General features: G+C 72.1%; 21 protein-coding genes. 9 read left to right on the top strand and 12 right to left on the bottom strand.

The genetic code is table 11. The features are described 5' to 3' along the window. Positions 1–145: 145 nt before the first annotated feature. Together ACH5AC_RS16570 and ACH5AC_RS16565 are read right to left on the bottom strand one after the other, a co-directional pair. Entirely contained in the window at positions 146–583 is a 438-nt protein-coding gene (locus tag ACH5AC_RS16570; RefSeq protein ID WP_398862523.1) for a peptidoglycan-binding protein, read from the bottom strand. Between the two features lie 631 nt (positions 584–1,214). Next, complete coding sequence (locus ACH5AC_RS16565; RefSeq protein ID WP_398862522.1) at positions 1,215–2,042, bottom strand: hypothetical protein; 828 nt, start codon at positions 2,040–2,042, stop codon at positions 1,215–1,217. Positions 2,043–2,206: 164 nt separating this feature from the next. Between ACH5AC_RS16565 and ACH5AC_RS16560 the strand changes: the two genes are divergently transcribed. The 3 genes from ACH5AC_RS16560 (at position 2,207) to ACH5AC_RS16550 (ending at position 6,686) form a co-directional block, all read left to right on the top strand. Continuing rightward, positions 2,207–2,884 (top strand): TetR family transcriptional regulator, encoded by a 678-nt coding sequence (locus tag ACH5AC_RS16560; RefSeq protein ID WP_398862696.1) that lies wholly within the window; start codon positions 2,207–2,209, stop codon positions 2,882–2,884. A 156-nt stretch (positions 2,885–3,040) separates the two neighbouring features. Further along, positions 3,041–3,454 (top strand): Zn-ribbon domain-containing OB-fold protein, encoded by a 414-nt coding sequence (locus ACH5AC_RS16555; RefSeq protein ID WP_398862695.1) that lies wholly within the window; start codon positions 3,041–3,043, stop codon positions 3,452–3,454. A 469-nt stretch (positions 3,455–3,923) separates the two neighbouring features. Further along, positions 3,924–6,686 carry a hypothetical protein gene (locus ACH5AC_RS16550; protein ID WP_398862521.1) on the top strand — a complete coding sequence of 921 codons (2,763 nt, stop codon included), beginning with the start codon at positions 3,924–3,926 and terminating at the stop codon, positions 6,684–6,686. A 77-nt stretch (positions 6,687–6,763) separates the two neighbouring features. Here ACH5AC_RS16550 and ACH5AC_RS16545 read toward each other — a convergent pair whose 3' ends face one another. After that, positions 6,764–7,144, bottom strand: coding sequence for a PPOX class F420-dependent oxidoreductase (locus ACH5AC_RS16545; protein ID WP_398862520.1), 381 nt, complete (start codon positions 7,142–7,144; stop codon positions 6,764–6,766). A 29-nt stretch (positions 7,145–7,173) separates the two neighbouring features. Then, positions 7,174–8,352, bottom strand: a complete 1,179-nt coding sequence (locus tag ACH5AC_RS16540) for a MalY/PatB family protein (RefSeq protein WP_398862519.1) — start codon at positions 8,350–8,352, stop codon at positions 7,174–7,176. Positions 8,353–8,378: 26 nt separating this feature from the next. Between ACH5AC_RS16540 and ACH5AC_RS16535 the strand changes: the two genes are divergently transcribed. The 3 genes from ACH5AC_RS16535 (at position 8,379) to ACH5AC_RS16525 (ending at position 11,792) form a co-directional block, all read left to right on the top strand. Further along, positions 8,379–9,419, top strand: coding sequence for a DUF3800 domain-containing protein (locus tag ACH5AC_RS16535; RefSeq protein WP_398862517.1), 1,041 nt, complete (start codon positions 8,379–8,381; stop codon positions 9,417–9,419). A gap of 46 nt (positions 9,420–9,465) precedes the next feature. Continuing rightward, positions 9,466–10,296 carry an SAM-dependent methyltransferase gene (locus ACH5AC_RS16530; RefSeq protein ID WP_398862516.1) on the top strand — a complete coding sequence of 277 codons (831 nt, stop codon included), beginning with the start codon at positions 9,466–9,468 and terminating at the stop codon, positions 10,294–10,296. A gap of 110 nt (positions 10,297–10,406) precedes the next feature. Next, the gene (locus ACH5AC_RS16525; RefSeq protein WP_398862515.1) at positions 10,407–11,792 is read left to right on the top strand and encodes a S1 family peptidase; all 1,386 of its coding nucleotides are present in this window, start codon (positions 10,407–10,409) and stop codon (positions 11,790–11,792) included. A gap of 34 nt (positions 11,793–11,826) precedes the next feature. On the opposite strand, the gene ACH5AC_RS16520 is transcribed toward ACH5AC_RS16525, so the two are convergent. Then, positions 11,827–12,000, bottom strand: a complete 174-nt coding sequence (locus ACH5AC_RS16520; protein ID WP_398862514.1) for a hypothetical protein — start codon at positions 11,998–12,000, stop codon at positions 11,827–11,829. A gap of 145 nt (positions 12,001–12,145) precedes the next feature. After that, a complete protein-coding gene (locus ACH5AC_RS16515; protein WP_398862513.1) occupies positions 12,146–12,841 on the bottom strand; it encodes a L,D-transpeptidase family protein in 696 nt (231 codons plus the stop codon). Between the two features lie 217 nt (positions 12,842–13,058). Between ACH5AC_RS16515 and ACH5AC_RS16510 the strand changes: the two genes are divergently transcribed. Then, complete coding sequence (locus ACH5AC_RS16510) at positions 13,059–13,607, top strand: hypothetical protein (RefSeq protein WP_398862512.1); 549 nt, start codon at positions 13,059–13,061, stop codon at positions 13,605–13,607. Here ACH5AC_RS16510 and ACH5AC_RS16505 read toward each other — a convergent pair. The 4 genes from ACH5AC_RS16505 to ACH5AC_RS16490 form a co-directional block, all read right to left on the bottom strand. Continuing rightward, positions 13,598–14,512, bottom strand: a complete 915-nt coding sequence (locus ACH5AC_RS16505) for an SDR family oxidoreductase (protein ID WP_398862511.1) — start codon at positions 14,510–14,512, stop codon at positions 13,598–13,600. The genes ACH5AC_RS16510 and ACH5AC_RS16505 overlap by 10 nt on opposite strands. 93 nt (positions 14,513–14,605) lie before the next feature. Continuing rightward, positions 14,606–14,983: a DUF4180 domain-containing protein gene (locus ACH5AC_RS16500; protein ID WP_398862510.1), complete on the bottom strand. Its 378-nt coding sequence runs from the start codon at positions 14,981–14,983 to the stop codon at positions 14,606–14,608. Positions 14,984–15,011: 28 nt separating this feature from the next. Further along, the gene (locus ACH5AC_RS16495; RefSeq protein ID WP_398862509.1) at positions 15,012–15,641 is read right to left on the bottom strand and encodes an MBL fold metallo-hydrolase; all 630 of its coding nucleotides are present in this window, start codon (positions 15,639–15,641) and stop codon (positions 15,012–15,014) included. Continuing rightward, complete coding sequence (locus ACH5AC_RS16490) at positions 15,641–16,726, bottom strand: S-(hydroxymethyl)mycothiol dehydrogenase (RefSeq protein WP_398862508.1); 1,086 nt, start codon at positions 16,724–16,726, stop codon at positions 15,641–15,643. Before ACH5AC_RS16490 ends, ACH5AC_RS16495 begins: the two co-directional genes overlap by 1 nt. Before the next feature lie 297 nt (positions 16,727–17,023). Here ACH5AC_RS16490 and ACH5AC_RS16485 point away from each other — a divergent pair, with 297 nt between their 5' ends. Next, the gene (locus ACH5AC_RS16485) at positions 17,024–19,807 is read left to right on the top strand and encodes a response regulator (protein WP_398862507.1); all 2,784 of its coding nucleotides are present in this window, start codon (positions 17,024–17,026) and stop codon (positions 19,805–19,807) included. Between the two features lie 59 nt (positions 19,808–19,866). Next, entirely contained in the window at positions 19,867–21,432 is a 1,566-nt protein-coding gene (locus ACH5AC_RS16480) for a diguanylate cyclase domain-containing protein (protein WP_398862506.1), read from the top strand. Between the two features lie 11 nt (positions 21,433–21,443). Here the strand turns inward: ACH5AC_RS16480 and ACH5AC_RS16475 are convergent, their stop codons facing one another. Together ACH5AC_RS16475 and ACH5AC_RS16470 are read right to left on the bottom strand one after the other, a co-directional pair. After that, entirely contained in the window at positions 21,444–22,220 is a 777-nt protein-coding gene (locus tag ACH5AC_RS16475) for a leucyl/phenylalanyl-tRNA--protein transferase (protein ID WP_398862505.1), read from the bottom strand. Beyond that, positions 22,217–25,495 (bottom strand): amino acid adenylation domain-containing protein, encoded by a 3,279-nt coding sequence (locus tag ACH5AC_RS16470; RefSeq protein ID WP_398862504.1) that lies wholly within the window; start codon positions 25,493–25,495, stop codon positions 22,217–22,219. Before ACH5AC_RS16470 ends, ACH5AC_RS16475 begins: the two co-directional genes overlap by 4 nt. Between the last annotated feature and the right edge of the window lie 22 nt (positions 25,496–25,517).

Raw genomic sequence — 25,517 nt, 5'->3', positions numbered from 1 at the left:
ACGGCGGGCAGCAGCAGACCGGGGATGCGGGCGACGTTCATGTGCGGACGGCCTTCGACTCGGTGGGCCGAGGTGCCGAACGCCCGTCGACCCACCACTCATTGTGACACGCGCCACACTCAGTGACGTACCCGTCCTGTGCCGGCTACGAGGTCCGCGACTCCAACTCGCGGCGCGTGTCGTCGCCGTAGACACCGGTCTCGTCGCCTCGGATGCCGTACCAGAGCTGGAAGCGGGCGACGGCCTCGGTGAGCACGGTGTCGTAGCGGCCGTCGGTGGCGCCCCGGTCGTACACGTTCGGGATGCGCCTGAGCCGCTGCTGCAGATCGCTCACCTCGGGCCCGGTGTCCCCCTCCCGGAGGGTGCCGACGCGGGCGGAATCACCCGGAGGAGCGGAGACGGAAGCCGTGGGAGTGGGAGTGGGCGTGGGCGTGACGGCCGGAGGTGTCCGCGCGGCGCTCTCGCCGTCCCGGCCGGGTAACAGCAGCGCGGCACCGAACCCGACGACCGCCGCCGCCATCACACCGACGACGATCGCGGCACGACGCCGGCCGACACCGCCACCACCTCGCCGCCCTCCCACCACCGGCGACGACCGCCGCTTCCCGCCCTGCGGCCCGGTCGACCGAAACGGCCCCGCACCGACCTGGCGCGCGGCCCCGGTCTCCGGTGCGGTCGGTGACAGCCGCCCGGTCCCGGCCTGGCGCGCCGTCGGCGCCGCAGGCCGGGTCCCGGCTTGCGGCGCGCTCGGTCGAAACATCCGCGCCCCGGGCAGCCGCCTGTTCCCGGCAGGCGGCGCGGTCGGCGACAACGGCCGCGTCCCAGCCTGGCGCGCGTTCGGCGGCAACCGCGTGGTCCCGGCCTGGCGCGCGGCCCCGGTTTCCGGTGCGGTCGGTGACGGTCGCCCGGTTCCGGTCTGCGGCGACGGCCGGGGCCCGGGGTGGGGCGCCTTGGGTGGCATCGGTCGGGGTCCGAGCTGGGGACCGGTTGTCGGCGGGTCCAGTGGGACGGGTTCGTAGCCCTCGGCGGGGCGGTCCTCGGTGAGTTCGCGGTAGAGGTCCGCGAGGGCGTCGGTGCGGCGTGGGCGCAGCACCACGATGGGTTCGAGGACCGGACGCTCGGGGGACTCCCCCGGTCCGTGCGGTGTCGGCACGCTGGTCTCCTTCGTCGCCGCGGTTCGCCGGGGAGTGATACGGGCGCGGCACCGGGAGGGTTCAGCCGGCGAGGAAGCGGCGCAGGGAGTCCGTCAGCGCGGCCACGAAGGCGTCCCGCCCCGCGTCGTCGAGGGCGTCGAGGGAGAGGTACGGGTTGAGGTCCTCCAGCTCGACGAGGAGCAGCTCGCCGTCGGGCGCGCGGCAGGCGTCGACGCGCTGGACGCCGTGGGCGAGCCCGTTCCAGTCGATGAAGCGGCGGGCGAACTCCAGGTCGGCGGGGGTCGGTTCGTATGGCGTCAGGTCCCAGCGGCGGTCGGGGTCGGGAGCGTGGAGGGCGTACTGGAAGGTGTGGTCGACGAAGTAGAAGGAGACCTCGTAGGCGAAGTCGATCCGGGGCTGGACGAGGACCGTGCCGTCGGCCAGGTCGGGGAGTTCCTCGCTCGGCACGATCCTCAGCCCAATGGAGTCGGCGCCCAGCTTGGGCTTGACCACGTAACGGTCGGTGGCGGGCAGGTGGTCCAGGTCCTCCGGGCGGTCGACCGTCGGGATGACGGGGAAGCCGGCGGCCGTCAGGTCGAGGAGGTACTGCTTGCCGGCCATGTCGGCGCGCCCGGTGAGCGGGTTGTAGAGGCGGGTGCCGCGCTCAAGGGCCCGCTCGCGGAAGGCGTCGTAGTCCTCCTGGTACGCCAGCACCGGGCCGCTGTTGCGGACCACGACGGCGTCGAAGGCGTCCATGAGGGCGGCCGCGTCGCGGGGGTGGCACAGGGCGAGGTCGAAGTCGGCGCGCAGCCGGGAGGTCAGGAAGATGTCCTCGTCGCAGTAGCGGCGCCCGCGTGCCGGGTACGCCAGATCGGTGACGTAGAGGATGCGGGGTCGGGCGGCGGCCATGCGGTTCTCCAGGACGTGCGGGGCGGGCGGCCCGGCCAGGGTACGCGGCCGCCCGCCCCGCAGGCCGCAGGGAACTCAGTTCCCCTGCCGGAGGGAACTGAGTGCCATGACGTGCTACGTTCCCTGCCATGATCCCCAGTGACAAGGCGGAGGCCAGACCGCCCATGCGGGACGCCCTCGTCGCGGCGGCCTTCCAGCTGTTCCTGGAGCGGGGGTACGAGCAGACGACGGTCGACGACATCGTGGCGCTGGCCGGGGTCGGGCGGCGGTCGTTCTTCCGCTACTTCCCGTCGAAGGAGGACGTGGTCTTCCCCGACCACGAGCGCTGTCTGGCCGACATGACCGCGTTCCTGGCCGCGGGCGGCGACGCGCCCGACCCGGTGCGCCGGGTGTGCGACGCGGCCCGGCTGGTGCTGCGGATGTACGCCGAGAACCCGGCCTTCTCCGTGCAGCGCTACCGGCTCACCAAGCAGGTGCCCGGGCTGCGCGCGTACGAGCTGAGCGTGGTGTGGCGCTACGAGCGCGCCCTCGCGGAGTATCTGCGGGGGCGTTTCGCCGGCCGGCGCGACGGGACGCTGCAGGCCGATGTGATCGCGGCGGCCGTGGTCGCCGCGCACAACAACGCGCTGCGCTCCTGGCTGCGTTCGGACGGGCAGGGCGACGCGACCGCGACGCTCGATCACGCGCTGGCGTATGTGCAGTCGGTGTTCGGTACGCCGCCCGCACCTCCGGCCGACGAGCGGCCGGAGGGCCCGGAGGACGTGGTCGTGGTGGTCTCCCGGCGCGGGGCACCGCTGTGGCGGGTGGTGCAGGAGATCGAGACGACGCTCGGGCGCGGCTGAACCCCCGCAAAGATTGGGGGTACGGAGTGCCTTTACGAGTGGCACTCAGTGCCATACGCTGACGCCGTGCACGGTGGCACGGTGAGCCGCGCACCCGCGTGCGCGGCTGACGTCGTGCGCGCGCAGTTGAAGGGCGAGCGCAGGGAGTTGACCAGCGTGTACCACCACTCAGCAAACGCCGTGTCGCAGTCGGCCGGCGCCACGGCGGGCGTGCTCGACCACACCCGCGGCGAGGGCGAGGCGATCCTCTTCCAGCGCTGCACCTGGTGCGGCACCGCCATGTACCACCGGGTGCTGTGTCCGGTGTGCCGGGGCAGCGATCTGCGCACCGAGCGCAGCGAGGGCGTGGGCACGGTGCGCCACTCGACGGTGGTGCACCGCAACACGCCCGCCGCGCGCAATGTGTCCCTGATCGAGATGGCCGAGGGGTTCGTCCTGCGAGGCCGGGTGATGGGCCCGCCGATCGGCATCCACAGCGGCGACCGGGTACGGCTGTCCGCCGCCCAGGACCCGGTGCGGGGCGAGCCGGTCTTCCAACTGGTCGACGAGCCGTACCGGGCCTGGAGCTGACCGGCCGCGGCGAGTCCGCGGCCAGGGCGGGCGCACCGTCGCGTTCGGTGGCCGTCGGCTCCCGCGCCGAGCCGAACAGGACGCCCATCAGGCGCTGGTCCCCTCCGCCGCGCCCCGCCCCTGACGGAGGGGCCCACGTGCGGGTTTCTGTTTCACAGGTCACTGCCGACCGGTGACGGTCGGTCTTGCACGGCCTCCGCAAGCCTGACTTCCCCGCCCGTCCGGCAATGCGTCCGACCACACGCACCCGCTCGTGCCACACAGTGGCCGGGGCGGGCGGTCAGTTCCCCCAGGGGGCCTTCCCCTGGTGCGCGGCCCGCCGGTCCCCGGTGTCCGGATCATGACGGTCGCAGCACCGGATCGGACCGCACAGGCAACCCACAGGCCGCCCCCGACATCCTCTCGGGCGTGTGGGGCTCCCGGGACGGACGGGTCGCCCGCACACCATGTGTTGAGGAGGGGACGACCATTGATCCGTGCCCGGCGAATAGGTGTCACCGCGGTCGCGGCGCTCGCGACGCTGGCGGCATCACCGGGGCTGGCACAGGCCCAAGAACCGCCCGGCGCCGCACCGTTGACCGCGGTGTCCGGCAATGAGCTGCCACCGGGCTGGCAGATGGACGGCGAGGGCCTGGTCTGGCGCTCGCCGTCGCCCGTGGCCATGGGCGACGCCCGTGTGGAGTTCCACGCGAACGACCAGCTGCTCGGCGTACCGGAGCCCGGCGAGGACGGCCGGACCTTCCGGCTCGACCTGGCGGACGCCCGTACGGCAGATCTGAAGGACCTCCAGGTCCTCGCGGGCGGGCGGCGACTGGACGCGCCCGCCGCGCAGGACGCCCGCCGCGGCGGCAGCTCGCCCGCTGCCACGCCGCCGCCGGCGAGCGGGAAGGCGCCGGCGGGCGCGGTCGATCCGGGCAAGCCGGGCTCGTACCGCACGGTCCGTGGCGAGTACGACCTCGACCCGGTGAAGCTGCCCGGCTTCGCCGAGCCCATCGAGATGCGCGCCGTGGTGGTCGCGCCGGCCGGGGCGACCGGCAAGCGACCGCTGGCGCTGTTCCTGCACGGCCGCCACTCCACCTGCTACAAGCCGGGCGCCGAGGACGACACCACGGGCGCCTGGCCCTGCGCGGACGGCTACCGGCCCATCCCGAGCCACAAGGGCTATCTGCGCGACCAGCAACTGCTGGCCTCCCAGGGCTATGTGACGGTGTCGATCTCCGCGAACGGCATCAACGGCCAGGACTGGCAGGCCGAGGACGGCGGCGCCCAGGCGCGGTCGTCGCTGGTGCGTCAGCACCTCGCCCGCTGGGCCGACTGGTCCGCGCACCCGGCGAAGGCCCCGGCGGACGTGCGCAAGGCGCCCCGGGCCGACCTGTCGCGGGTCCTGCTCGTGGGGCACTCGCGTGGCGGCGAGGGTGTCAACCGGGCCGCCATGGACAGCCTCTACCCGCCGCCCGCCGACCAGGACGGCTACCGGGGCAAGGCGCGCTGGACGGTGCGCGGCACCGTCCTCATCGGACCGACGATCTTCGGCCAGAATCCGGTCGCCGACGTGCCGTCCGCGACGATCCTGCCGGGCTGCGACGGCGATGTGTCCGACCTCCAGGGTCAGGTGTACGTCGACGGCACGCGTGGCGTCAGCCGGGGCACCGCCCTGCACAGCGCGGTCTACGTGGTGGGCGCCAACCACAACTTCTTCAACTCCGAGTGGACGCCGGGCCAGGCGGAGGCTCCCGCCTGGGACGACGTCTGGGACGACCCGGAGGACCCCGACCCGGTGTGCGCGTCGGACGCGCCCGCCCGGCTGACCGCCGACGAGCAGCACCAGGCCGGCGCCACCTACATCGCCGCCGCGGCACGGCTGTTCGTCGCCGGTGACGACCGGGCCCGCCCGCTGCTCGACGGCACGGGCCTGCGCGCGCCGTCCGCCGACCCCGCCCGGGTCCTCACCCACGCGGTCGGCGCGGGCCGTGGCGCCGGGTTCCTGCCGGACGGGCCGGTCGAGGTGACCGGTGGCCGGCTGTGCTCGGGCACCGGATCCGAGTCGTCCGAAGGGTGCTTCGACCCCGACACGGGATCGTCCCCGCACTTCGCGCGCTGGGCGACGGACGAGCCCGACCGCCGCGCGGTGGCGATGGACTGGTCGGCGCCGGGCTCCGCGACCCGCGTCCGCACGCCCAAGGCGCTGTCCCTCGCCGGGTCCCAGAGCCTCGCGCTGCGTGTGTTCGTGCCGCCGAACACCAGCGGCACCGAGCTGGACGTGGCGGTCGCCGACACCTCCGGACGCCGGGCGACGCTCGGCCGGATCACGGTCGACGGGCTGCCCGGCGGCCGCTACAGCGCCTCCTACTGGGCGCGTGCGGTGCGTGTCCCGCTGACCGCCGCCACCCGCGCCGGTCTCGACCTGAGGCGCATCGACTCCCTGGAGCTGATCCCGCGTTCTCGGTCCGGGCAGGCGTGGCTGATGGACGCCTGGGGCTGGCGCGCGGGCACCCCGGTGGCGCGGCCGGCGGCACTGCCGCGGGTCGACGTGGGCCGTACGACGGTCAAGGAGGGCGACGAGGGCGTACGCACGTACCAGGTGCCGGTGCGGGTGTCGGGACACGGCAGCGGCCAGGTGCGGGTGTTCGTCATCGATCCCGAGACCGGTGAGGCACGGGACAAGCTGGTGACCGTGCGGCCCGGCGGCCAGGGCGTCGACGTGTCCGTGGAGGTGCGGGGCAACACCCGGTACTCCGAGGACGTCTCGCACTACATCCTCGTCAAGTCCGTGCGCGGCGTCGTGGTGGGCTCCTACCAGGGCGGGGTCCTGGTGGAGAACGACGACCCCATGCCCACGTTCACGGTGACGCCGGTCGCGGACCGGATCACCGAGGGCGAGTCCCTCACCTGGCGGGTGACGCTGTCCGAACCGGCCGACGTCGAGATCTGGCGGCTGTTCCAGGCGCAGCCGGTCGCGGACGAGCTGTCCACCAAGGACGTGGACCCCGAATGGCTGCTGGACCAGACCGGCTCCGAGCCCGACCCGGAGCGGCCGCTGTCGCAGGCGGACCTGTGGGTGGGACTGTCCGTCCCGGCGGGGAGCACGACCGCCGACTGGAGCATGCCGACGATCGCGGACCAGGTGAGCGAGTCGGCCGAGTCGGTGCGCTTCGCGGATATCGACTGGGAGTCCGATGAGCCGCGGCCCGACGGGCTGGTGTTCACGGGCACGGTGGTGGACGCGTCGTAGTCCGTCGCCGCCGGCCGTCGTGGTCGGTGCCGGGGGCCCGGGCCGTACGGTCCGGGCCCCTCTCGTGTGTCAGCGCCTCACAGCGTCACCCGGATGCCGACGGTGCCGTCGAGTCCGCGCCGCAGCCGGCTGCCCAGCAGGGAGAGCCGGCCCAGGACGCCGTACTTGCGGGCGATGAGCTGCCGGTAGCGGCCGGCGGTGGCCGCGTCGACGATCTCCGCGGTGGCCGGGACCTGTTCGCCGGTCGGACGGCCGCGCAGATCGCAGGGGCCGACGAGGACGTCGCCGCGCGCCCGGATCCGCTTCACCTTCCAGGAGTCGGCGACCGTCCACACTCCGAGGGCGTCCCCGTCGCGCACCACCCACACCGGGGTCGGGACGCCGGTGCCGTTCTTGCGGTAGCTGGTGAGCAGCAGGTACTTGCCCGCGCCGAGCGCGTCCAGCGTCGTGTCGTCCATGCCGGGCAGTGTAGGGCGTGCCGTGCGGATCACCGGGGGTCGCGCAGGGCGTCGGCCATGCGGCGCACGCCCTCCGTGAGGATCTGTGCCGAGGTCGCCAGGTTCAGCCGTACGTGTCCGGCGCCGCCCGTGCCGAACGGCAGGCCGGAGCTGAGGGCCACCCGGCCGCGCTCCAGGAAGACGGCGGCGGGATCCTCTCCGAGGCCCAGGGCCCGGCAGTCGAGCCAGGCGAGGTAGGTGCCCTCGCCCGGCCGGTACCTGACGCCGGGCAGGTGCTCGGCGAGCAGGTCGGCGAGGAGCCGCCGGTTGTCGTCGAGGCCGGTCAGCAGGGCGTCCAGCCAGGCGGTTCCCTCACGCAGGGCGACGGTGTGGGCGAGGACACCGAGGTGGCTCGGGCCGTGCCCGACCTCCTCCGGGAGCCGGGCGAGGTCGGCGGCGGCCCCGGGCCCGGCGACGGCCAGGGCGGCCTTCAGCCCGGCGAGGTTCCACGCCTTGGACGCCGACATCAGCGACAGCCCGCGCTCGGCGCCCGGCACCGACAGATACGGCACGAACTCCGTGCCGGAGGCCACGAGGGGCGCGTGGATCTCGTCGGCTACGACCCGGACGCCGTACCGCTGCGCCAGCGCCGCGACCGCGGCCAGTTCCTCGGCGGTGTGCACGGTTCCGGTGGGGTTGTGCGGGCTGCACAGCAGGTGCGCGGCCCGCCCGCCGGCCCGCCGGTAGGCGTCCTCCAGGACGTCGAGGTCGAGCCGCCCGTCCGCGCCGAGCGGCGCCTCGGCGACCTGCCGGTCCAGGTGCGTCACGAACTGGTAGAACGGCGGGTAGACGGGCGGATTGACGATCACCGGGTCGCCGGGGCCGGTGACCAGTTTCAGCATCTCGACGACGCCGAGCATCACATCGGGCACGAGCGCGGTGCGTTCCACGGCGACGCCGTCCCAGCCCCAGCGCTTGGCGGCGAAGGCGGCCAGCGCCTCGGCGTACCCGGTGCCCGCGGGGTAGCCGGTGTCGCCGAGAGCGAGGGCGTCGGTGAGGGCCCGCACGACGGGTTCGGCGAGCGGGACGTCCATCTCGGCGACCCACAGGGGCAGCACGTCCGGGGGGTAGGCGCGCCACTTCATGCTCGTACGGCGTCGCAGCCGGTCGAGGTCCAGGGCGTTCAGGGGGTCCGGTGCACCGGATATTCCGTGCGGGATCCTGGTCATGGGGCACAAGATAGGGGGCTGTGGCAGTGACCGGGAATCATGTGAACGGGACGACCACGGCGAGCGGTGCGGGAGTCCTCGTCGTCGCCTGTGACGAGTCGGGCTCCGACGGGGAGAACCTGACCGGCGGGAACACGGATGTGTTCGCGCACGGGAGTGTGTCGATGTCCGTGGAGTCGGCCGCGGCGCAGGTGCGGGAGATCCGCGACCGGATCCGGTCCCCCGCCGAGGAGTACAAGGCGAACCATCTGCTGCGGGAGAAGCACCGGGCGGTCCTGGAGTGGTTTCTGTCCTCGTCGGGGCCGCTGCCCGACCAGGCGCATGTGCATCTGACGGAGAAGGCGTTCCTCGTGGTGGACCGGGCCGTCGACCTGCTGCTCGGCGAGCCGGGGGCGGCCGTCGTGCTGTACCGGGAGGGGCCGGCGGCGCTCGGTCCCGAGGGGTGGCGGGCGTTCCTGGAGGCGGCCAACCGGCTGCTGCGCGTGCGCCATGACGGCGATCCGGTCGAGGCGTTCTTCCGTACGGTCGACACGCTCCCCGTCGACCCTGCCACCGGGGCGGGCGCGGTCCTCGCCCGGATCGCGGCGGCCCGGGCCCGCGCGGACGCCTATCGGGCCGGGATCCCGGAGGGTGCCGCGGTGCTGGTCCCGGTCCTCAATCCGCTGCTGCCCGCCGTGGTCCACACGGCCGCGCACTGGACCACCGACGGGCGCCGGGTGGAGCTGGTGCACGACCGGCAGAACATCCTCACCGACGAGCGCATCGAGTGGATCCGGCGGACGGCCCGGGACCGGGGCATCGGGCTGGCCGGGCTGCGGCTCGTCGCCGCGCGGGAGGATCCGCGGGTGCAGATCGCCGACTTCCTCGCCGGGATCGCCCGCAAGGTCGCCTCCGACGAGCTGGGCGGCCGCGGTGACGAGCGGCTCACCGCCCTGCTGCGGCCGTACGTCGGCGCCGGGTCGGTGTGGGGCGACGCGGCCAGCTGGGCGCGGCTCGCGCCGCCGAAGGAGAGCTCCGTGAGCCCGGAAAGCGCCGACCGGCCTGCGAAGATCAATTCATCGGTCTAGATTGCTGGTTGACCTCACGTCACCTTCACCTCGCAGGAGCCGATCCGTGACCGACACCTCGCCGTCCGCAGCAGAGGCAGCCAAGGAGCTGCGCGACCGCATCAACACCGCCCAGCCGCACACCGCCCGGATCTGGAACTACTGGCTGGGCGGCAAGGACAACTACGAGGTCGACCGCGCGGCCGGTGACCAGATCCGCCAACTCCACCCGGGGATCGGCGAGTACGCCCGCGCGGACCGGCTCTTCCTGGGCCGCGCCGTGCGCCACCTGGTCGCCGACAAGGGGATACGCCAGTTCCTCGACATCGGCACCGGACTGCCCACGGCCGACAACACCCATGAGGTCGCGCAGCGGCTCGCCCCGGAGTCGCGGATCGTCTACGTGGACAACGACCCGCTGGTCCTGGCGCACGCCCGCGCGCTGCTCACCAGCACGCCCGAGGGTCGCACCGACTACCTGGACGAGGACCTGCGCAACATCGACGCGATCCTCGAACACGCCGCGAGGACCCTGGACTTCACCCAGCCGGTCGCGCTGATCCTGCTCGGCGTGGTCATCTTCATCGGTGACGACGAGGACCCGTACGGCCTGGTGCGGCGGCTGGTCGACCGGCTGCCGGCCGGCAGTCACCTGGTGCTGTCGCACACCATCACCAGCCCGTCGATGCCGGACGTGGACGAGGCCGTGAAGTTCTGGAACGAGCACGGCACCCCGAAGCTGACCCAGCGCACGCCGGAGGCCGTCACCCGCTTCTTCGACGGGCTGGAGCTGCTGGAGCCGGGCGTGGTGTCCTGCTCCCGCTGGCGCCCGGAGGACACCGGCGGGGCCGAGCCGGAGGAGGTCGCGATGTTCGGCGGGGTCGCGCTGAAGCGGTGATCACTTCCCGCTGAACGCGGCCGGGCCTCGGCACGTATGGAGTGTGGGTGCTCGACGACCGGAGCGCCCCGCGGTGTCGAGGCCGCGCGTTCGGGGTTCGGGAGCCATGCATGAGGCACGTACGACGACGGATCGTCCGCCGGGTGACACGACTGGCGGCCGTCGGCGGACTCCTCCTGGGAGGGGCCATGGTCACGCAGGCGGCGCTGGCGAGCGAGCCGCCCGACGCGCCGCGGGGAGCGGCGCGGACGCTCGCGGAGACCGGGGCGGACCTGGTGGCGCGGCTCGGCGACTCCCGTACGGCGGGCAGCTGGATTGGCGCCGACGGGCGGACGGTGGTCGCGGTCATGGACGAGCCGACCGCCGAGGAGGTACGGCGGGCCGGCGCCGAGGCGAAGGTCGTCGGCCACAGCATGAACGAGCTCAAGTCGGCGGCGGCGACGCTGCGTTCGGCGCCCCGGGTGGCGGGGACCGCCTGGGCCATGGACTACCGGAACAACCGGGTGGTGGTGCGCGGCGACAGCACCGTGTCGGCGGCCGACTGGGCGCGGCTGACCCAAGTGGCCGACGGCATCGGCAGTTTCGTACGGATGGAGCGCACCTCGGGCACGTTCACCCCCCGGCTCAACGGGGCCCAGGGGATGCTGTCGACCAGCGGTCGCTGCTCGGCCGGGTTCAACGTCACCGACGGGCGGCGCGACTACATCCTGACCGCCGGGCACTGCGGGCCGAACGGGTCGCTGTGGTTCGCGGACAACCAGGCCACCCGGCAGGTGGGCCGTACCGTGGCCGCCAGTTTTCCCGGCGGGGACTTCTCCCTGGTGGAGTACGCGGGCGGCTCGGCCGGCGAGGGTGCCGACGTGGTCGCCATCGGCAACGGCACCGGGGTGCGGATCACCGGCCTGGGTGATCCGTCCGTGGGGCAGCGGGTGTTCCGCAGCGGCAGCACCACCGGGCTGCGCGACGGCCGGGTGACGGCGCTGAACGCGACGGTGAACTACCCGGAGGGCACGGTCACCGGCCTGATCGAGACGGATGTGTGTGCCGAACCGGGGGACAGCGGAGGCCCGTTGTTCTCCGAGGGGATCGCGCTCGGGGTGACCTCGGGCGGCAGCGGGGACTGCGCGACGGGCGGGACGACCTTCTTCCAGCCGGTGACGACGGCGCTGACCCAGCTGAAGATGAAGCTGATCGTGTCGGCGCAGGGTGCCGGAGGTGGGGGTGGATCGCCGTCGGCGCCGGCCTCCGCGCAGCCGTCGGCGGCGGCCACCGAGGCGGCGGTGGCGCCCGACGCGGTCACACCGGGATCCTCGGCCCCGGTGACGGGGGCCGCGGGCGGGCAGACGCTGGTGGCGCGGCTCACCGACCCGAGGAACATCGGGCCGGGGCTGCTGGTGATCGCGGGCAGTCTGGTGGCGCTGGCCGCCACGCGCTACATCCGCGCGGAGCAGGATCGCAAGGCGTACCAGCGCCGTTACTCGGCGACGTGGGGCTGAGGAGGGATCCGGGGGACGGCGGCGCGGTGGCCGCTCAGGCCACCCGCGATGGCTGCGGGGTCACGGCGGCCCACTCCATGACGAGGCGCTGGTACTCCTGGCGCTGCTCGACGCTCAGTGTCCCGCCCGACCGGAGCCACAGGGCCCGGATCTCCTCGTTGACCTCCGCGGCCGATCGCTCGGAGACGGGTTCAACAGTGGTGGACATGCTGTGAATCTTACGGGGTGGGAGATGAAGGCCGCGTGAGTTAATACGTGATATTCCGGACATTACGGACCGTGTTGCTGATCACGTCGAATCTGTCAGAAGCGGCGGGGCGGATCGGCGGAGCGAACCGCCCCGACCTGCGCCGTCAGGTGCCCGGCTTGCGCCCGTAGATGTAGACGTCGTCGCCGTTCCTCAGCAGCGACCAGTACTTCTGGGCGACCGAGTAGGTCATGTTCACGCAGCCGTGCGAGCCCGGCGGGTTCCACATGCTCACGCCGGCCGAGTGGAACGCCTGGCCGCCGTCGAAGAACTGGCTGTACGGCATCGGCACGTGGTAGATCGTCGAGTAGTGGTTCTTGTTGCGCCAGTAGATCTTCTTGAGGCCGGTGCGGGTCTCGTACCCGTCGCGGCCGGTGCGCACCGGGACGGGGCCGTAGACGAGCCGGCTGCCGTCCTGGATCCAGCTGATCTGGAGGGTGAGGTTGACGCAGGCGATGCGGCCCTTGTTGGTCGGGCACTTGCCGTCCCGGTTGGGCTTGTTGCCCACGGCCGTCTGCTTGTTCATGAGGTCCATCACGCCCCAGGTGACGGGCCCCGCGTAGCCGATGTTCGGCCTGATGCCGTGCTTGTTCTGGAACGCCTGGATGGCCTTGCAGTCGGCCGACGACTGCTTGCCGTCGACCGGGCGGCCGAGGAACTTCTCGACCTGCTTCTGGTACGGCCCGGCCTTGGTGGTGCAGCTCGCGGCCTGTGCGGGCGCGGCTCCCAGCACCAGCGTCAGCGGCGCCACCAGGCCCGTCACCCCGAGGGCGACCACCCCTCGTCTGCGTATGTCCCCCATGGTTCTTCCCTCTCCCTGGCGCGTCGGCACGTCGTCCTGCGATGTCGTAGTCCTAGACAGGTGGAGAGGGCCGTGGGTTGTAGGCGGACGCAGGCTGTGACGAAACGGTGAACTTCGATGCCGTACGGCCGGAGTCATCGCTCCCGGACACCGGTACGGGCCGTGCTGGAAGCGGCCTCGGTTCCCTGTTGATCAACTGGGCGGATACCGTGCGTCCATGTCGGCATTCATACAGCAACTGCCCGCTCTCATCGGCGTGGTGATCGGCGCGCTCGGCTCGTATGTCGTGGTCGTGCGGGGCGACCAGGCGCGGTTTCGCAGGGAGCAGGCGGCGCGTTGGGAGGAGCGGCGGCTCGCGGTGTACGGCGACTACGCGCGGTCGGTGAAGCAGACGGTCACGCTGGCGTACCGGGTCGCCGCCGGGCTCGGCCACGGCAGGCATCCGGACCCTCTCACCCTCGAAGAGGCCAGGCCGCTGCTCGCCGAGGCGAACATCGCACGGGATCCCTCGGGTGAGGCGCTGATCATGCTGGGCAGCCGCACGGTGGTGGAGAAGGCACGGGCCTGGGTCGTGACCGTGATGGAGATGGAGCGGTTCGTGCGGGAGGGCGAGCAGGACACCGCGGCCTGGCGCGCGCTGCTGGAGCAGCAGCGCGCCGGGCGCGAGGGCTACTACACGGCCGTACGGGAGGACCTCGGCCTGCCGCCCGGCCATTCCGCGCGCCGGCCGATCCGGGCGGCCGACGCCTCACCGCCTCAGCGGTAGCCCGTCGTGTCCGCCGGTTTCCCCGCGTCCTGGACCTCGACGAGATACCGCCAGGCGTCGGGGCGGCTGCCGTCGAGGTCGGTGAATCCGTAGACCCGGGCGAGACCGCCGCTGGAGAGGGACTGTCCGTTCCAGCGCGCCGGGTCCGGGTCGGCGGCGAGGGCGGCGACCGCCCGACCGACGTAGCGGGGGGTCTCGGAGATGGCGAAGTGGGGGACCTGTGCGAGGGCGTCGCGCCAGTTGTCCTCCCGGACGCCGAAATGGTCGAGCATCATCTCCGAGCGCAGCCAGCCCGGGGTCAGCGCGACGGCGGTGGCGCCGCGTGGCCCGAGTTCGTGGCCCAGGGAGAAGGCCATGCGCAGGACGGATGCCTTGGCGAGGTCGTAGAAGAAGGAGTTCCGGTAGTGGTCGCGGTTGTACTCCGCGGTGCCGTCGGTCATCTCGACGACCAGTCCGCCGGGGTGGCGCAGGAGCAGGGGCAGGGCGAGGTGGCTGGTGATCGCGTGCGTCTCGACCGCGAGCCGCAGCAGCCGCAGGCCCTTGTCGAGGTCGTGCTCCCAGACGGGTGTGTCCCAGGCGAAGAGGTGCTCCCCGCCCCAGATGTCGTTGACCAGGACGTCGAGGCGGCCCTGTTCGTCGTCGACGCGGGCGACGAGGGCGCGCACCTGGTCCGGTTCGAGGTGGTCGGTGGGGACGGCGATGCCCCGGCCGCCCGCCCGGGTGACCAGGTCGGCGGTGTCCTCAAGGGTTTCGGGGCGGTCGTACTCCGAGCGCCTGGTGCGGGTGGTGCGGCCGGTGACGTAGACGGTGGCTCCGGCCGCACCGAGTTCCACGGCGATACCGCGTCCCGCGCCGCGTGTCGCCCCGGCGACCAGCGCCACCTTGCCGTTGAGCGGTCCCGACATGTCCGGCCTCCTGTGTCCTCGTGAGGTGTCGTCTCCGAGGGTGGCGTGGAAGCCGGACATCTCCTGTCGTGTTTTCCGGGCTTTACGGCGGGGTCACCCGGCCGGGCGCAGTCTCGCCGCCAGTTCGTCGTGGTCCGGCAGGAACCAGATGTGGTCGCCGGCGTTGGTCTCCCGCACGAAGTCGCGCAGGGCGGTGCTCCGCTCGACGTACTCGGTGACGTCACCGACGACGGCGAGCCGCACCCGGTACATGACGAACTTCTGCATGACCGCGCCCGCGACACCCGAGCTCAGCCGGAAGAACTCCTCGCCGACCCGGTCCACCGGCACCGCGACGACCTCGGCCTCATGGCCGAAGGCGTCGCCGATGAGGTCGAGCGCGGCACGCTCGGAGTCCAGCGGCGGACCGTCGGGGGCGCACCGCAGGACACGGACGGCATGCAGGGTCACCAGGGAGTTCTCCGCTGTCATGCCGGTGAGCGTAGGCGGGGCGGGCCGGTCAGTGCCCGCGATTTACCCACTCCTCCAGGTGCGGGGCCTCCGCCCCGATCGTGGTGCCGTCCCCGTGGCCGGTGAGCACCCTGGTCTCCGGCGGGAGGGTGAGCAGTCGGTCCCGGATCGAGGTGATGATGGTCGGGAAGTGGGAGTAGGAGCGGCCGGTGGCGCCGGGGCCGCCCTGGAAGAGGGTGTCGCCGGTGAACACCGTGCCGAGCCCGGCGTCGTAGAGGCAGACCGCGCCGGGCGCGTGCCCGGGCGTGTGGAGCACGGTCAGGCCGGCGCCGGCGGCGTCGATGACCTGGCCGTCGGCGAGGTGCGCGTCGGGGTCGCGGTCGGGGTGGGTGAGCTTCCACAGCGGCAGGTCGTCGGGGTGCAGCCAGATGGTGGCGCCGGTCAGGTCCGCGAGGGCGGGGGCGGCGTTCACATGGTCGTTGTGGGCGTGGGTGCACACGATCGCGGTGAGGCGGCGGTCGCCGACGGCCTCGGCGATGGCGTGCGCGTCGTGGGCGGCGTCGATGACGATCGCCTCGTGATCGTCGCCGACGATCCAGACGTTGTTGTCGACGTCCCAGGTGCCGCCGTCGAGGGTGAACCGCCCGGAGGTGACGAGGCGTTCGATGCGGGCGGCCATCACAGCACCACCACCGAGCGCAGCACGTCGCCGTGGTGCATCCGCTCGAACGCCTTCTCCACCTCGTCGAGCTGGATGGTCTCGGTCACGAACGCGTCCAGCGGCAGGCGCCCCTGCAGATGCAGGTCGATCAGCATGGGGAAGTCCCGGGAGGGCAGACAGTCCCCGTACCAGGAGGACTTGAGCGCTCCGCCGCGTCCGAAGACGTCCAGCAGCGGCAGTTCGAGCTTCATCTCCGGGGTGGGCACGCCGACCAGGACGACCGTGCCGGCCAGGTCGCGGGCGTAGAACGCCTGCCGGTAGGTCTCGGGGCGGCCGACCGCCTCGATGACGACGTCGGCGCCGAAGCCGCCGGTCAGTTCGCGGATCGCCTCGACGGGGTCGGTCTCACGGGAGTTGACGGTGTGGGTGGCGCCGAGGGTGCGGGCCTTGTCCAGCTTGCGGTCGTCGATGTCGACGGCGATGATCCGGCCCGCGCCGGCCAGGTTCGCGCCGGCGATCGCCGCGTCGCCGACGCCGCCGCAGCCGATGACGGCGACGGAGTCGCCCCGGCCGACCTTCCCGGTGTTGAGGGCGGCGCCGATGCCGGCCATCACCCCGCAGCCGAGCAGTCCGGCCACCGCCGGGGAGACGGCGGGGTCGACCTTGGTGCACTGTCCGGCGGCCACCAGGGTCTTCTCGGCGAAGGCGCCGATGCCGAGCGCCGGGGAGAGTTCGGTACCGTCGGTCAGAGTCATCCGCTGCTCGGCGTTGTGCGTGTCGAAGCAGTACCAGGGCCGGCCGCGCAGACAGGCCCGGCAGTTCCCGCACACGGCACGCCAGTTGAGGATCACGAAGTCACCGGGCGCCACGTCGGTGACTCCCGCGCCGACCGACTCGACCACGCCGGCCGCCTCGTGGCCGAGCAGGAACGGGAAGTCGTCGTTGATGCCGCCCTGCTTGTAGTGCAGGTCGGTGTGGCAGACCCCGCACGCCTGCACCCGCACCACGGCCTCCCCGGGGCCGGGGTCCGGCACGACGATCGTCTCCACCCGTACGGGTTCGTCCTTGCCCGGTGCGATCACGCCGCGCACTTCCTGCGCCATGGTGCTGCCCTTTCGTCGCGGATCTCTGTCCCTGCGACGACCCTAGACGCGACCGATCGGTAAGGGGTCGCGCTTCGGGTCACGGCACGGAGGGTGGCTCGATTTGCGATCTTCAGTGGTTCATCCTTTGCTGGAGATGTCCGATGAGCGGACCGCCTGAACTCTCTCATCACCACCCATGACCCGTGGGTGTGCCGGTCTCAGCGACCGCTGCGTGGGCATGCGGCCTCGTGGTCACGAGCATCTGCCGGTAGTCCCGGCAGCGCCCTGCGGTCGTGCATGGCACGGAGGCCGACCATGGAAATGGAACCCACAGACCCACCACGGCAGTACGCGTCCGACGACGAGGAGCGGTTTCGGCTCCTGTTGAAGAACTCTCAGGACATGGTCTTCCGCCGGACGATGGAGGGCGTCCACCTGGAGGTGTCCGCCCCGGCGGAAGCACTGTTCGGCCGGCCGGTCGAGCAGATCGTGGGGACGTCGGCGCGCTTCTGGGTGCACCCGGGCGACGTGGAGGAATTCGACTGGGCCGAGCGGGATCTGCGCCGCGACGGCCGCGTGGTGGTGTGTCTGCGGCTGCGCCATGCCGACGGGCACTGGGTGTGGACGGAGACGACGTCCTGGGTGGTGCGGGACCCCGCCGGCGAGCCGCTCGAGGTGCGTGGTTTCGTCCGTGAGGCGGAGGGCCAGCGGCGCAGGGAGGAAGCCCTGCGGCTGTTGCAGGAACAGGCACGCTCGGTCATCGACACCGCCCGTGACGCCTTCGTCTCCATCGACGAGGACGGCCTGGTCATCGACTGGAACCAGAGCGCCGAGCGACTGTTCGGGTTCAGCCACCACGAGGCGATGGGCCGTCCGCTGACGGAGACGATCATCCCCGAGAGGTATCACGCCGCGCACCGAGCCGGGCTGCAGCGGATTCTGGCGGGCGGGGAGACTCATGTGCTGGGCCGCAGGATCGAGTTCAGCGCCCTGCACCGTGACGGTCACGAGATCCCGGTCGAGCTCACGGTGTGGCGTCTGAAGTCGGCGAAGGCGCGCTGCTTCAACGCCTTCGTCCGGGACATCAGCGAGCGCAAGCAGGCCGAAGCCGCCCTGACGGAGGCCCGCGACCAGGCGATCGCCGCGGCCCTGGCGAAGTCGCAGTTCGTGGCGTCCGTGAGCCATGAGATCCGCACCCCCATGAACGGGGTCATCGGGCTGAGCAACCTGCTGCTGGGCACCTCGCTGGATGCCGAACAGCGCCGCTACGCGGAGGGCGTCCAGGCGGCCGGCACGGCACTGCTGTCACTGATCAACGACATCCTGGACTTCTCCAAGCTGGAGGCGGGCAAACTCGAACTCGAACGGATCGCCTTCAGCCCACGGGTGCTGGTGGAGGAGGTCATCGCGCTGGTGGCGCAGACCTCACAGGCCCGTGGCCTGGAACTGCTCAGCGACTGCCATCCGGAACTGCCCGCCACGGTGATCGGGGACGCCGGGCGGCTGCGGCAGATCCTGCTCAACCTGGCGTCCAACGCGGTGAAGTTCACCGAAGCCGGCGAGGTCGTGCTCCGCGCCCGCCCGGCCCCGTCCCCGCCATCCACGGAGCATGGGGCCTGGTTGCGGTTCGAGGTGGCCGACACCGGCATCGGCATCGCCGAGGCCGAGCAGGAGCGGATGTTCGACGCCTTCTCCCAGGCGGACGCCTCCACCACCCGCCGCTACGGAGGCACGGGTCTCGGCCTGGCCATCTGCCGCAGGCTCACCGAGGCCATGGGCGGCTCCATCGGCGTCACCAGCAGGCGCGGTGCAGGCAGCACCTTCTTCTTCACCGTGCCCGTGCGCGCACCCGACACCCCGGAGCAGCCCCTGACCCGGCCGCAGCCCGACGGCCTGCGCGAGCACCGGGTCCTCGTCGTCGACGACAACGAGACCAACCGGCTGATCCTCGACGCGCAGCTGCGCAGGTGGCACATGCAGCCGACCACGGTCGTCGGCGGCCCCCAGGCCCTGGTGGCGCTGCACGAGGCAGCGGCCGCGGGCCGCCCCTTCACCCTGGCCATCCTGGACATGCACATGCCTGACATGGACGGCCTTGAACTCGCCCGCCGGATCACCACCGACCAGAACTTCGCCCGCATGCGGCTGCTGCTGCTCACCTCCGGACGCCGGCTGCCCGCCGCCGAACTGCAGGCGGCCGGGATCGCCCGCAGCCTGCCCAAGCCCCTCCGTGAATCCGAGCTCATCGAGGCACTGGTCGAACTCACCAACCCGACATGGCCGTTGGCCACGGCAGCGGCGACGGCGACCACCCCGTCCCCGGCCGCTCACCGAGGCCATGTCCTGCTGGTCGAGGACAACGAGATCAACCAGATGGTCGCCCAGGGCATGCTCACCCGGCTCGGCTACAGCGCGGACACCGCCGCCGACGGCATCCAGGCCCTGCGCATGGTCGAGGAAGGCAGCTATCAGGCCGTGCTCATGGACTGCCAGATGCCCCGGATGGACGGCTACAGCGCCACCCGGGAACTGCGCCGCCAGGAACAGGGCACCGGCCGTCACCTGCCGGTGATCGCCATGACCGCCGGCGTCCTCGCCGAGGACCGGGAACGGTGCCTGGCCGCGGGCATGGACGACTACGTCTCCAAACCCGTCACCGCCGGGGAGCTGGAGCAAGTCCTGACCCACTGGGTCCACCCCGCCCGCCCACAGACTGACGACGAGGATCTGCGCGCCTGCATCGAGCAGCGGCTGACCGAACTCCGCGGTGGCGGCACCCGGGCCGAGCACGCACTGGTGGACCGGCTGGTGGACCACTTCCTCGCCCGGGCCCCCGAGACGACCAGCGCGCTCTTCCACGCGCTCGACCGGCACGACACCCCCGAGATCGCAGATCAGGCACACAGTCTCAAGGGCGCTGCCGGCAACCTGGGGGCCCATGGCCTGGCGGCCTGCTGCCAGGAGCTCGAGGAGCAGGCCAGGGCCGGGGACCCGGCCTCACTGGCCGAGACCGCTCCTCGCCTGCAGGACGAACTCGACCGTACCTGCCGCGCCCTCGGGACACTCCGCTCCCACTCTCCCGGTCACGAATCTGGATGAGGATCGGCCCGCGCACCACCGCCCCGGGGCGTGCGGACCGGAGGAGGGAAGGAGAGCCCGTGGGCAAGGTTCACGTCGGGTTGTCCTCCCGCCGCAATGCGTGGGTCTGGGCGTACGTGGCGGCCGGGACGGCGCTGATCGTCACCTGTCTGGTCACCTCCTCCCCCAAGCAGTACCTGCTGCCCGGACTCATATCCGGCTCGGTCGTCTTCGCCATCCTGGCGGGAGTGATCAGGAACAGGCCGCCGTCGGTCCTTCCGTGGTACCTCCTCGCGGCGGCCATGGCACCGTTCGCGGTCGCGGACACGATCTGGGGCCTGTACCAGGCCCGCGGCGACGAGGTCCCGTTCCCCGGTGTGGCCGACATCCTCTATCTGGCCAGCTACCTGTTGTTCGCCGCGGGCCTGGTGACGCTGGCCCGGCAGCAGACGGGCCGGTTGCACTGGGCCGGGCTGCTGGACGCGGGAATCGTCACGCTGGGGTTCGGCACTGCGGCCTGGGCGTTCATCGTCGCGCCCTACCTGCACAGCGAGTTGTCGGCGTGGCCGCTCACGGTGTCCCTCGCCTATCCCGTCACCGACCTGGTGCTGTTGTCCATCGCGGCGCGGCTGATGCTCACCACCGACACGCACACACCGTCGTTCCTTCTGTGCACCGGATGGCTGCTGCTTCTGCTCGCTGCCGACGGTCTCTACTACGGGACGCTGGCAACGAACGGGACCGCGATCGCGCAGGACGTGTCCGAGGTGGGGTGGATGGTCTCCTCCCTCCTGCTGGGCGCGGCCGCGCTGCACCCGTCGGTCGCGCGGCCGACGCGGTTGGCGGACGACCAGGAGAGGCTGCGCAAGCGGCGGCTGTCGATCCTGATCGCCCTCATCCTGATGGGGCCGTTGATCGTGCTGGCCAACGTCGGCGGCATCCGGGACGAGCCGATGAACGTCACGGTGATCGTCAGCATGATGGCCGGCCTGTCGCTGCTGCTGGTGCTGCGCGTCGCGTTCCTGGCCCAGTACGCCCAGAGCAGAGCCGCCCAGGCACGGGCGCAGGCCCTCGATCTCGCGGCGTCGCTGCGAGAGCAGGCAGAGCTCCAGAAGCAGCTGAGTCATCAGGCGACGCACGACCCGTTGACCGGTCTGGCCAATCGAACGCTCCTGAGTGAACGTCTGGAGTCCGCTCTCGGCCGGTGCTCCGTCTTCTCCTCCGCCGGACTGCTGATGCTCGATCTCGACGGCTTCAAGGAGGTCAACGACACCCTGGGGCACTCGGCCGGCGACGAGGTGCTGGTCGACGTCGCACAGCGGCTGACGAGCAGGGTCCGCGAGCAGGACATGGTGGCCCGGCTCGGCGGGGACGAGTTCGCGCTCGTTCTGGAAGGCGTGGACACGAGCGCACTGCGCCACTACGCCCTACGGATCCTCGACGCCTTCAAGGACCCGTTCGTCCTTCCCCATGGCCATTCGGTCCGGGTGACGACAAGCATCGGAGCACGGATCATCACCGGGCCGACCACGCCCACCGAGGCTCTGCGGGACGCCGACACCGCCCTGTACAGAGCCAAGACCGCGGGCAAGAACCAGGCCGCGCTCTTCGGGTCCCCGCGCTCCCCCACGTCCAGGGCGCAGTGATCCGGTGTCCGTCACCTGGTGGCGAGGCGGCGGGCAGGCAGGGTGGCGGTGGGCATCGGGAGGCTGTCGCGCGCGGTGGCGCGGATGTGGCGAACGTACTGCTCCCGCGGTACGAGAACGGCGCCCATGTCGCGGACGTGCGGGCTGTCGCGCTGTGCGTCGAGCAGCACGCCGCCCGCCTGCGCGAAGCGCGCCGCGAGGTCGGCCACCGCGACCTTCGAGGCGCCGGAGCGGCGGAAGAACATCGAGTCCATGCTGAAGACCGATCCGACGCGGATACCGAAGACACCGCCGATCAGATCGCCGTCCTCCGAGACCTCGACGCTGTGAGCGTGTCCCAGTTCGTGCAGGCGGAGCAGACTGACCGTCAGCTCCTCGGTGAGCCACTCGGGGGTGCGGCCGGCGCCGCATGCGCGGACGACCTGCTCGAACCGTTGGTCCAGGCTGGTCGACCACTGCAGCCGGTTGCGCAGCCGCCGGGCGAGGCTCCGGCTGAGGTGCGTGGCTGAGACGGGCAGCACCGGCCTGGGGTCGGGCGACCACCAGGAGACGGCGTAGGGGTCGGCCGACTCGTCGCCGAGGAGCCGGATGCGGCCCTGTCGTATCTGGTCGGCGAAGACGACTTCGTTGAGGGCGCGGCTGTACTCGTCGGGCGCCGGGAACGGATAGGCCCCGGCACGGTACGCCGCCATGAGGCCGTGAGGACTGAGGTCGGCGGAGAAGGCCACGGGACCGTCGGGCGGCGCCTGCAGCACGTCCAGTGCCTCCCAGCCGGGGCATCGGCTCACCACCGTGGCGCTCCGTGCTCCTGGGGCTTCACCCGCCGGACGGGCTCGTCCCGTTCGAGGAAGTCGATGTGACGGTCGATCATCTCCGCGTCCACGGGCGGGATGTCGATCCCGGCGTCGGTAAGCGCCCGTTCGGCGTTGTCGCGGGTGAACTCCGGGAAGACGCCCTGGAAGTACATCTCGCTCACGGTGATGTCCGCGCGGGCGCAGCGGTCGACGAAGAGCGGGACGAACGGGGTCATCGGGTCGGTGGGGTGCCCGGCGGCGTACGTCACCAGGGCGGCGATCCACTCGGCGTAGGGGATCTTCTCGACCCGGTGACCCCGCTCGCGCAGGCGCTCGGCGAGCGAGTCCACCAGCGTGGGACGGGGGTTGGTGAGGTGGTAGACCTCACCGCGTGCGGGGCGGTGGGTGGAGATGTGTCCGATCGCGCGGGTGAGGCAGTCGGCCGGCAGGAAGTCCAGCGGCAGGGGGACGTCAGGGCACAGCCCGGTCCGCGCGATGAAGCCGATGAGGGCGGCCATCTCGCTGCCGGTGTTCATCACGCCGGTTCCGCTGCTGCCCGTGACGTCCATCAGGCGGTGGACCGCGACGGGCAGGCCCGCGTCGGACGCCTTCTTCAGCAGCGCCTCGCCGACCCATTTGGTCTCCACGTATCCGACGGAAAGACTCTCGGGGAAGCCCAGCGGCGTGCTCTCCGTCACCTCGCGCACGCCGGCCGGCCCGAATCCGGCGAGCACGGCCATGCTGGAGGTGAAGTGGACGGGGACGGCCCTGTCGGCGGCCAGGCGGATGATCTCGTAGGTGCCGTCGACATTGGCCGCGCGCAACTCGTGGTACGGGTAGATGAAGTTGACCTGGCCGCCGAAGTGGTAGACGGCGTCGATGGTTGATGCCAGCTCCTCGAACCGGCCCGGCGGCAACCCCAGGAGAGGCTTGCCCAGGTCGCCGACGACCGGCTGGACGCGTTCGCCGGCCAACTCGCTGTGGACGTGCCGCAGGTGGCTCGCGTGGAGGCGCTCCATGGCGTGCTGCTCGTCCGAGGCCCTGACCAGGCACAGGACCCGTCCTGTCGTCCTGGTCAGCAGCTCGTCGAGCATGTGCGCGCCACAGAACCCCGTCGCCCCGGTGAGCAGGACGTCGCCGGGGTGCCGGAAGTTGGGAGCCGGTGCGTCGTGGCCCATCGCCGGAACGAGCCGATCGACCTCGGCGGCGAAGTCGACGCTCCCGCCACCCGGCTGGGCCAGTGTGCCGGCCCGTGCCCGGCGCACGGACTCGGCGAACGCGGCGAGCGTCGGATACTGCAGCAGCGAACGGGTCAGGTCGCGGATCTGTGAGACGCCGATGCCGAACATGACGCGGGTGTGAGCGAGCATTTCCATGGCCAGCAGCGAGTTGCCGCCCAGCTCGAAGAAGTCGTCGTGCGGGCGGACATGGTCCACCTCCAGGATCTGGCCCCACAGCTCGGCCATGCCCTGCGGCAGGGGGCGGTCATCGGCGCGGGCGGTCGTGGTCGCCGCCGTGGCGGGTTGCGGTACGGCTCTGCGGTCGAGCTTTCCGCCGGACGTGAGGGGCAGCCGCTCCACCGCGTAGAAGGCGGCCGGGATCATGTACCCCGGAAGGACCTCGGCGAGTGCCGAGCGCAGCCGCGTGGGCGTCACCGTCTCGCGGCCGGTGGGCGGCGAGACCGGCGTGTAGTACGCGACGAGGTCCCGGTCGCCGCTCTCGCGCGCCCGGGCCACGACCATCGCCTGGCCGATCTCCGGATGCGAGGCGAGCGCGGCCTCGATCTCGGCCGGGTCGACCCGGAACCCGCGGATCTTCATCTGGTCGTCGATCCGGCCCAGGACCTCCAGGTTGCCGTCCGGGCGCCGACGGCCCAGGTCCCCGGTGCGGTACATCCGGTCCCCCGGCGCGGGGCCGTGCGGGTCGGGCAGGAACTGCTGTGCGGTCAGGGCGGGTTGCCGCCAGATGCCGCGCGCCAGCCCTGGGCCGCTGATGTAGATCTCGCCGCGCCCGCCCGGCGGCACCGGGTGCAGCTCGTCGTCCAGCAGCTGGACATGAACCCCCTCCAGCGGTCGGCCGACCGGGGCGACGGCGGTGTCGGGCGAGGTGATCATTTCCTCGTTGAGGTCGCAGAGCGTGGAGGTGATGGTTGTCTCGGTGAGCCCGTAGGCGTTGACGAGCCGCACGCCGGGGATGCCGCGCAGAATGGCGCGGCTGTCCTTGGCGGTGACGATCTCGCCGCCGACGATGGCGAGCCGCAGCGACGCGAGGTGCTCGCCACGGTCAGCGAAAGGGAGGACCCGCTGCCAATAGGCGGGGGTCAGGTCGGCGACGGTGATCCCGTACTCCGGGATGCGGTGCAGCAGGTCGGCGGGCGCCCATGTCCGTGGTCCGGCGAGGACGAGCGTCGCGCCGCTGATCAGCGTGGCGAAGATCTGCTCCAGCGAGGTGTCGAAGCCGAGCGCCGCGGCGTGCAGCACCCGGTCGCCGGGCGTCAGTCCGTATGCCCGGGCCACCGCGTTGAGGGAGTGGGCCAGTGACCGGTGGGTGATCATCACCCCCTTGGGGGGCCCGGTGGATCCCGAGGTGTAGATCACGTAGGCGAGGTCGTCCGGGCGGGGCCCGCGGGACGGCCGCGGTGCGGGCTGTGGCGCCTGTGTGGCCGATTCCCCGACGTCGACGATCCGTGCCTCGCACGCCGCCAGCATCGGGGCGAGCTCACGGCTGGTGACGATGAGGCGTGAACCGGTCTCCTCGACCAGCCCGGCCATCCGTTGCCGCGGGGTCGCCGGGTCGAGGGGCAGGAACGCGCCGCCGGAACTCAGCACCGCAAGCAGTGCGACGACCAGTTCGGGTGTGCGGTCGAGGCATACGGTGACGACGGATTCCGCCGCGACGCCCGCCTGGCGCAGCTCGTGGGCGAGCCGGTCGGCGCGGCCGGTCAGTTCGGCGTAGCTGAGCCGGCCCTCGTCCGAGAGCACCGCGAGAGCGGACGGTTCACGCCGTGCCCGTTCCCGGACCAGTTCGGGCACGGTGCCCGGCCCGGATCCCGGGGTCTGCGCCACGGTACGGGCGCTCGCGGGCCGCAGGTCGGTCCACAGGCGGTCGACCAGGCTCCCGCACCGCGCGGCGGGCGCCGGTCCGCCGCTCCGGTGCCACCCGGCCGGGATCCGGCGATCGGCGGGCCAGATCGCGTACTGCTGCTCGTCGTTGTGCAGCACGACGCACAGCGTGGTCGACTCCGTCGAAAGGCGCTCACGTTCCGTCACCTTGGGTCTCCTGCCTCGCCCG

Origin of the sequence: Streptomyces sp. NPDC018693 (assembly GCF_044391385.1) — a bacterium.
Lineage (GTDB): Bacteria > Actinomycetota > Actinomycetes > Streptomycetales > Streptomycetaceae > Streptomyces.
Note: the sequence above shows the minus strand (reverse complement) of the source record. Positions and strands in the feature narration are given on the sequence as shown.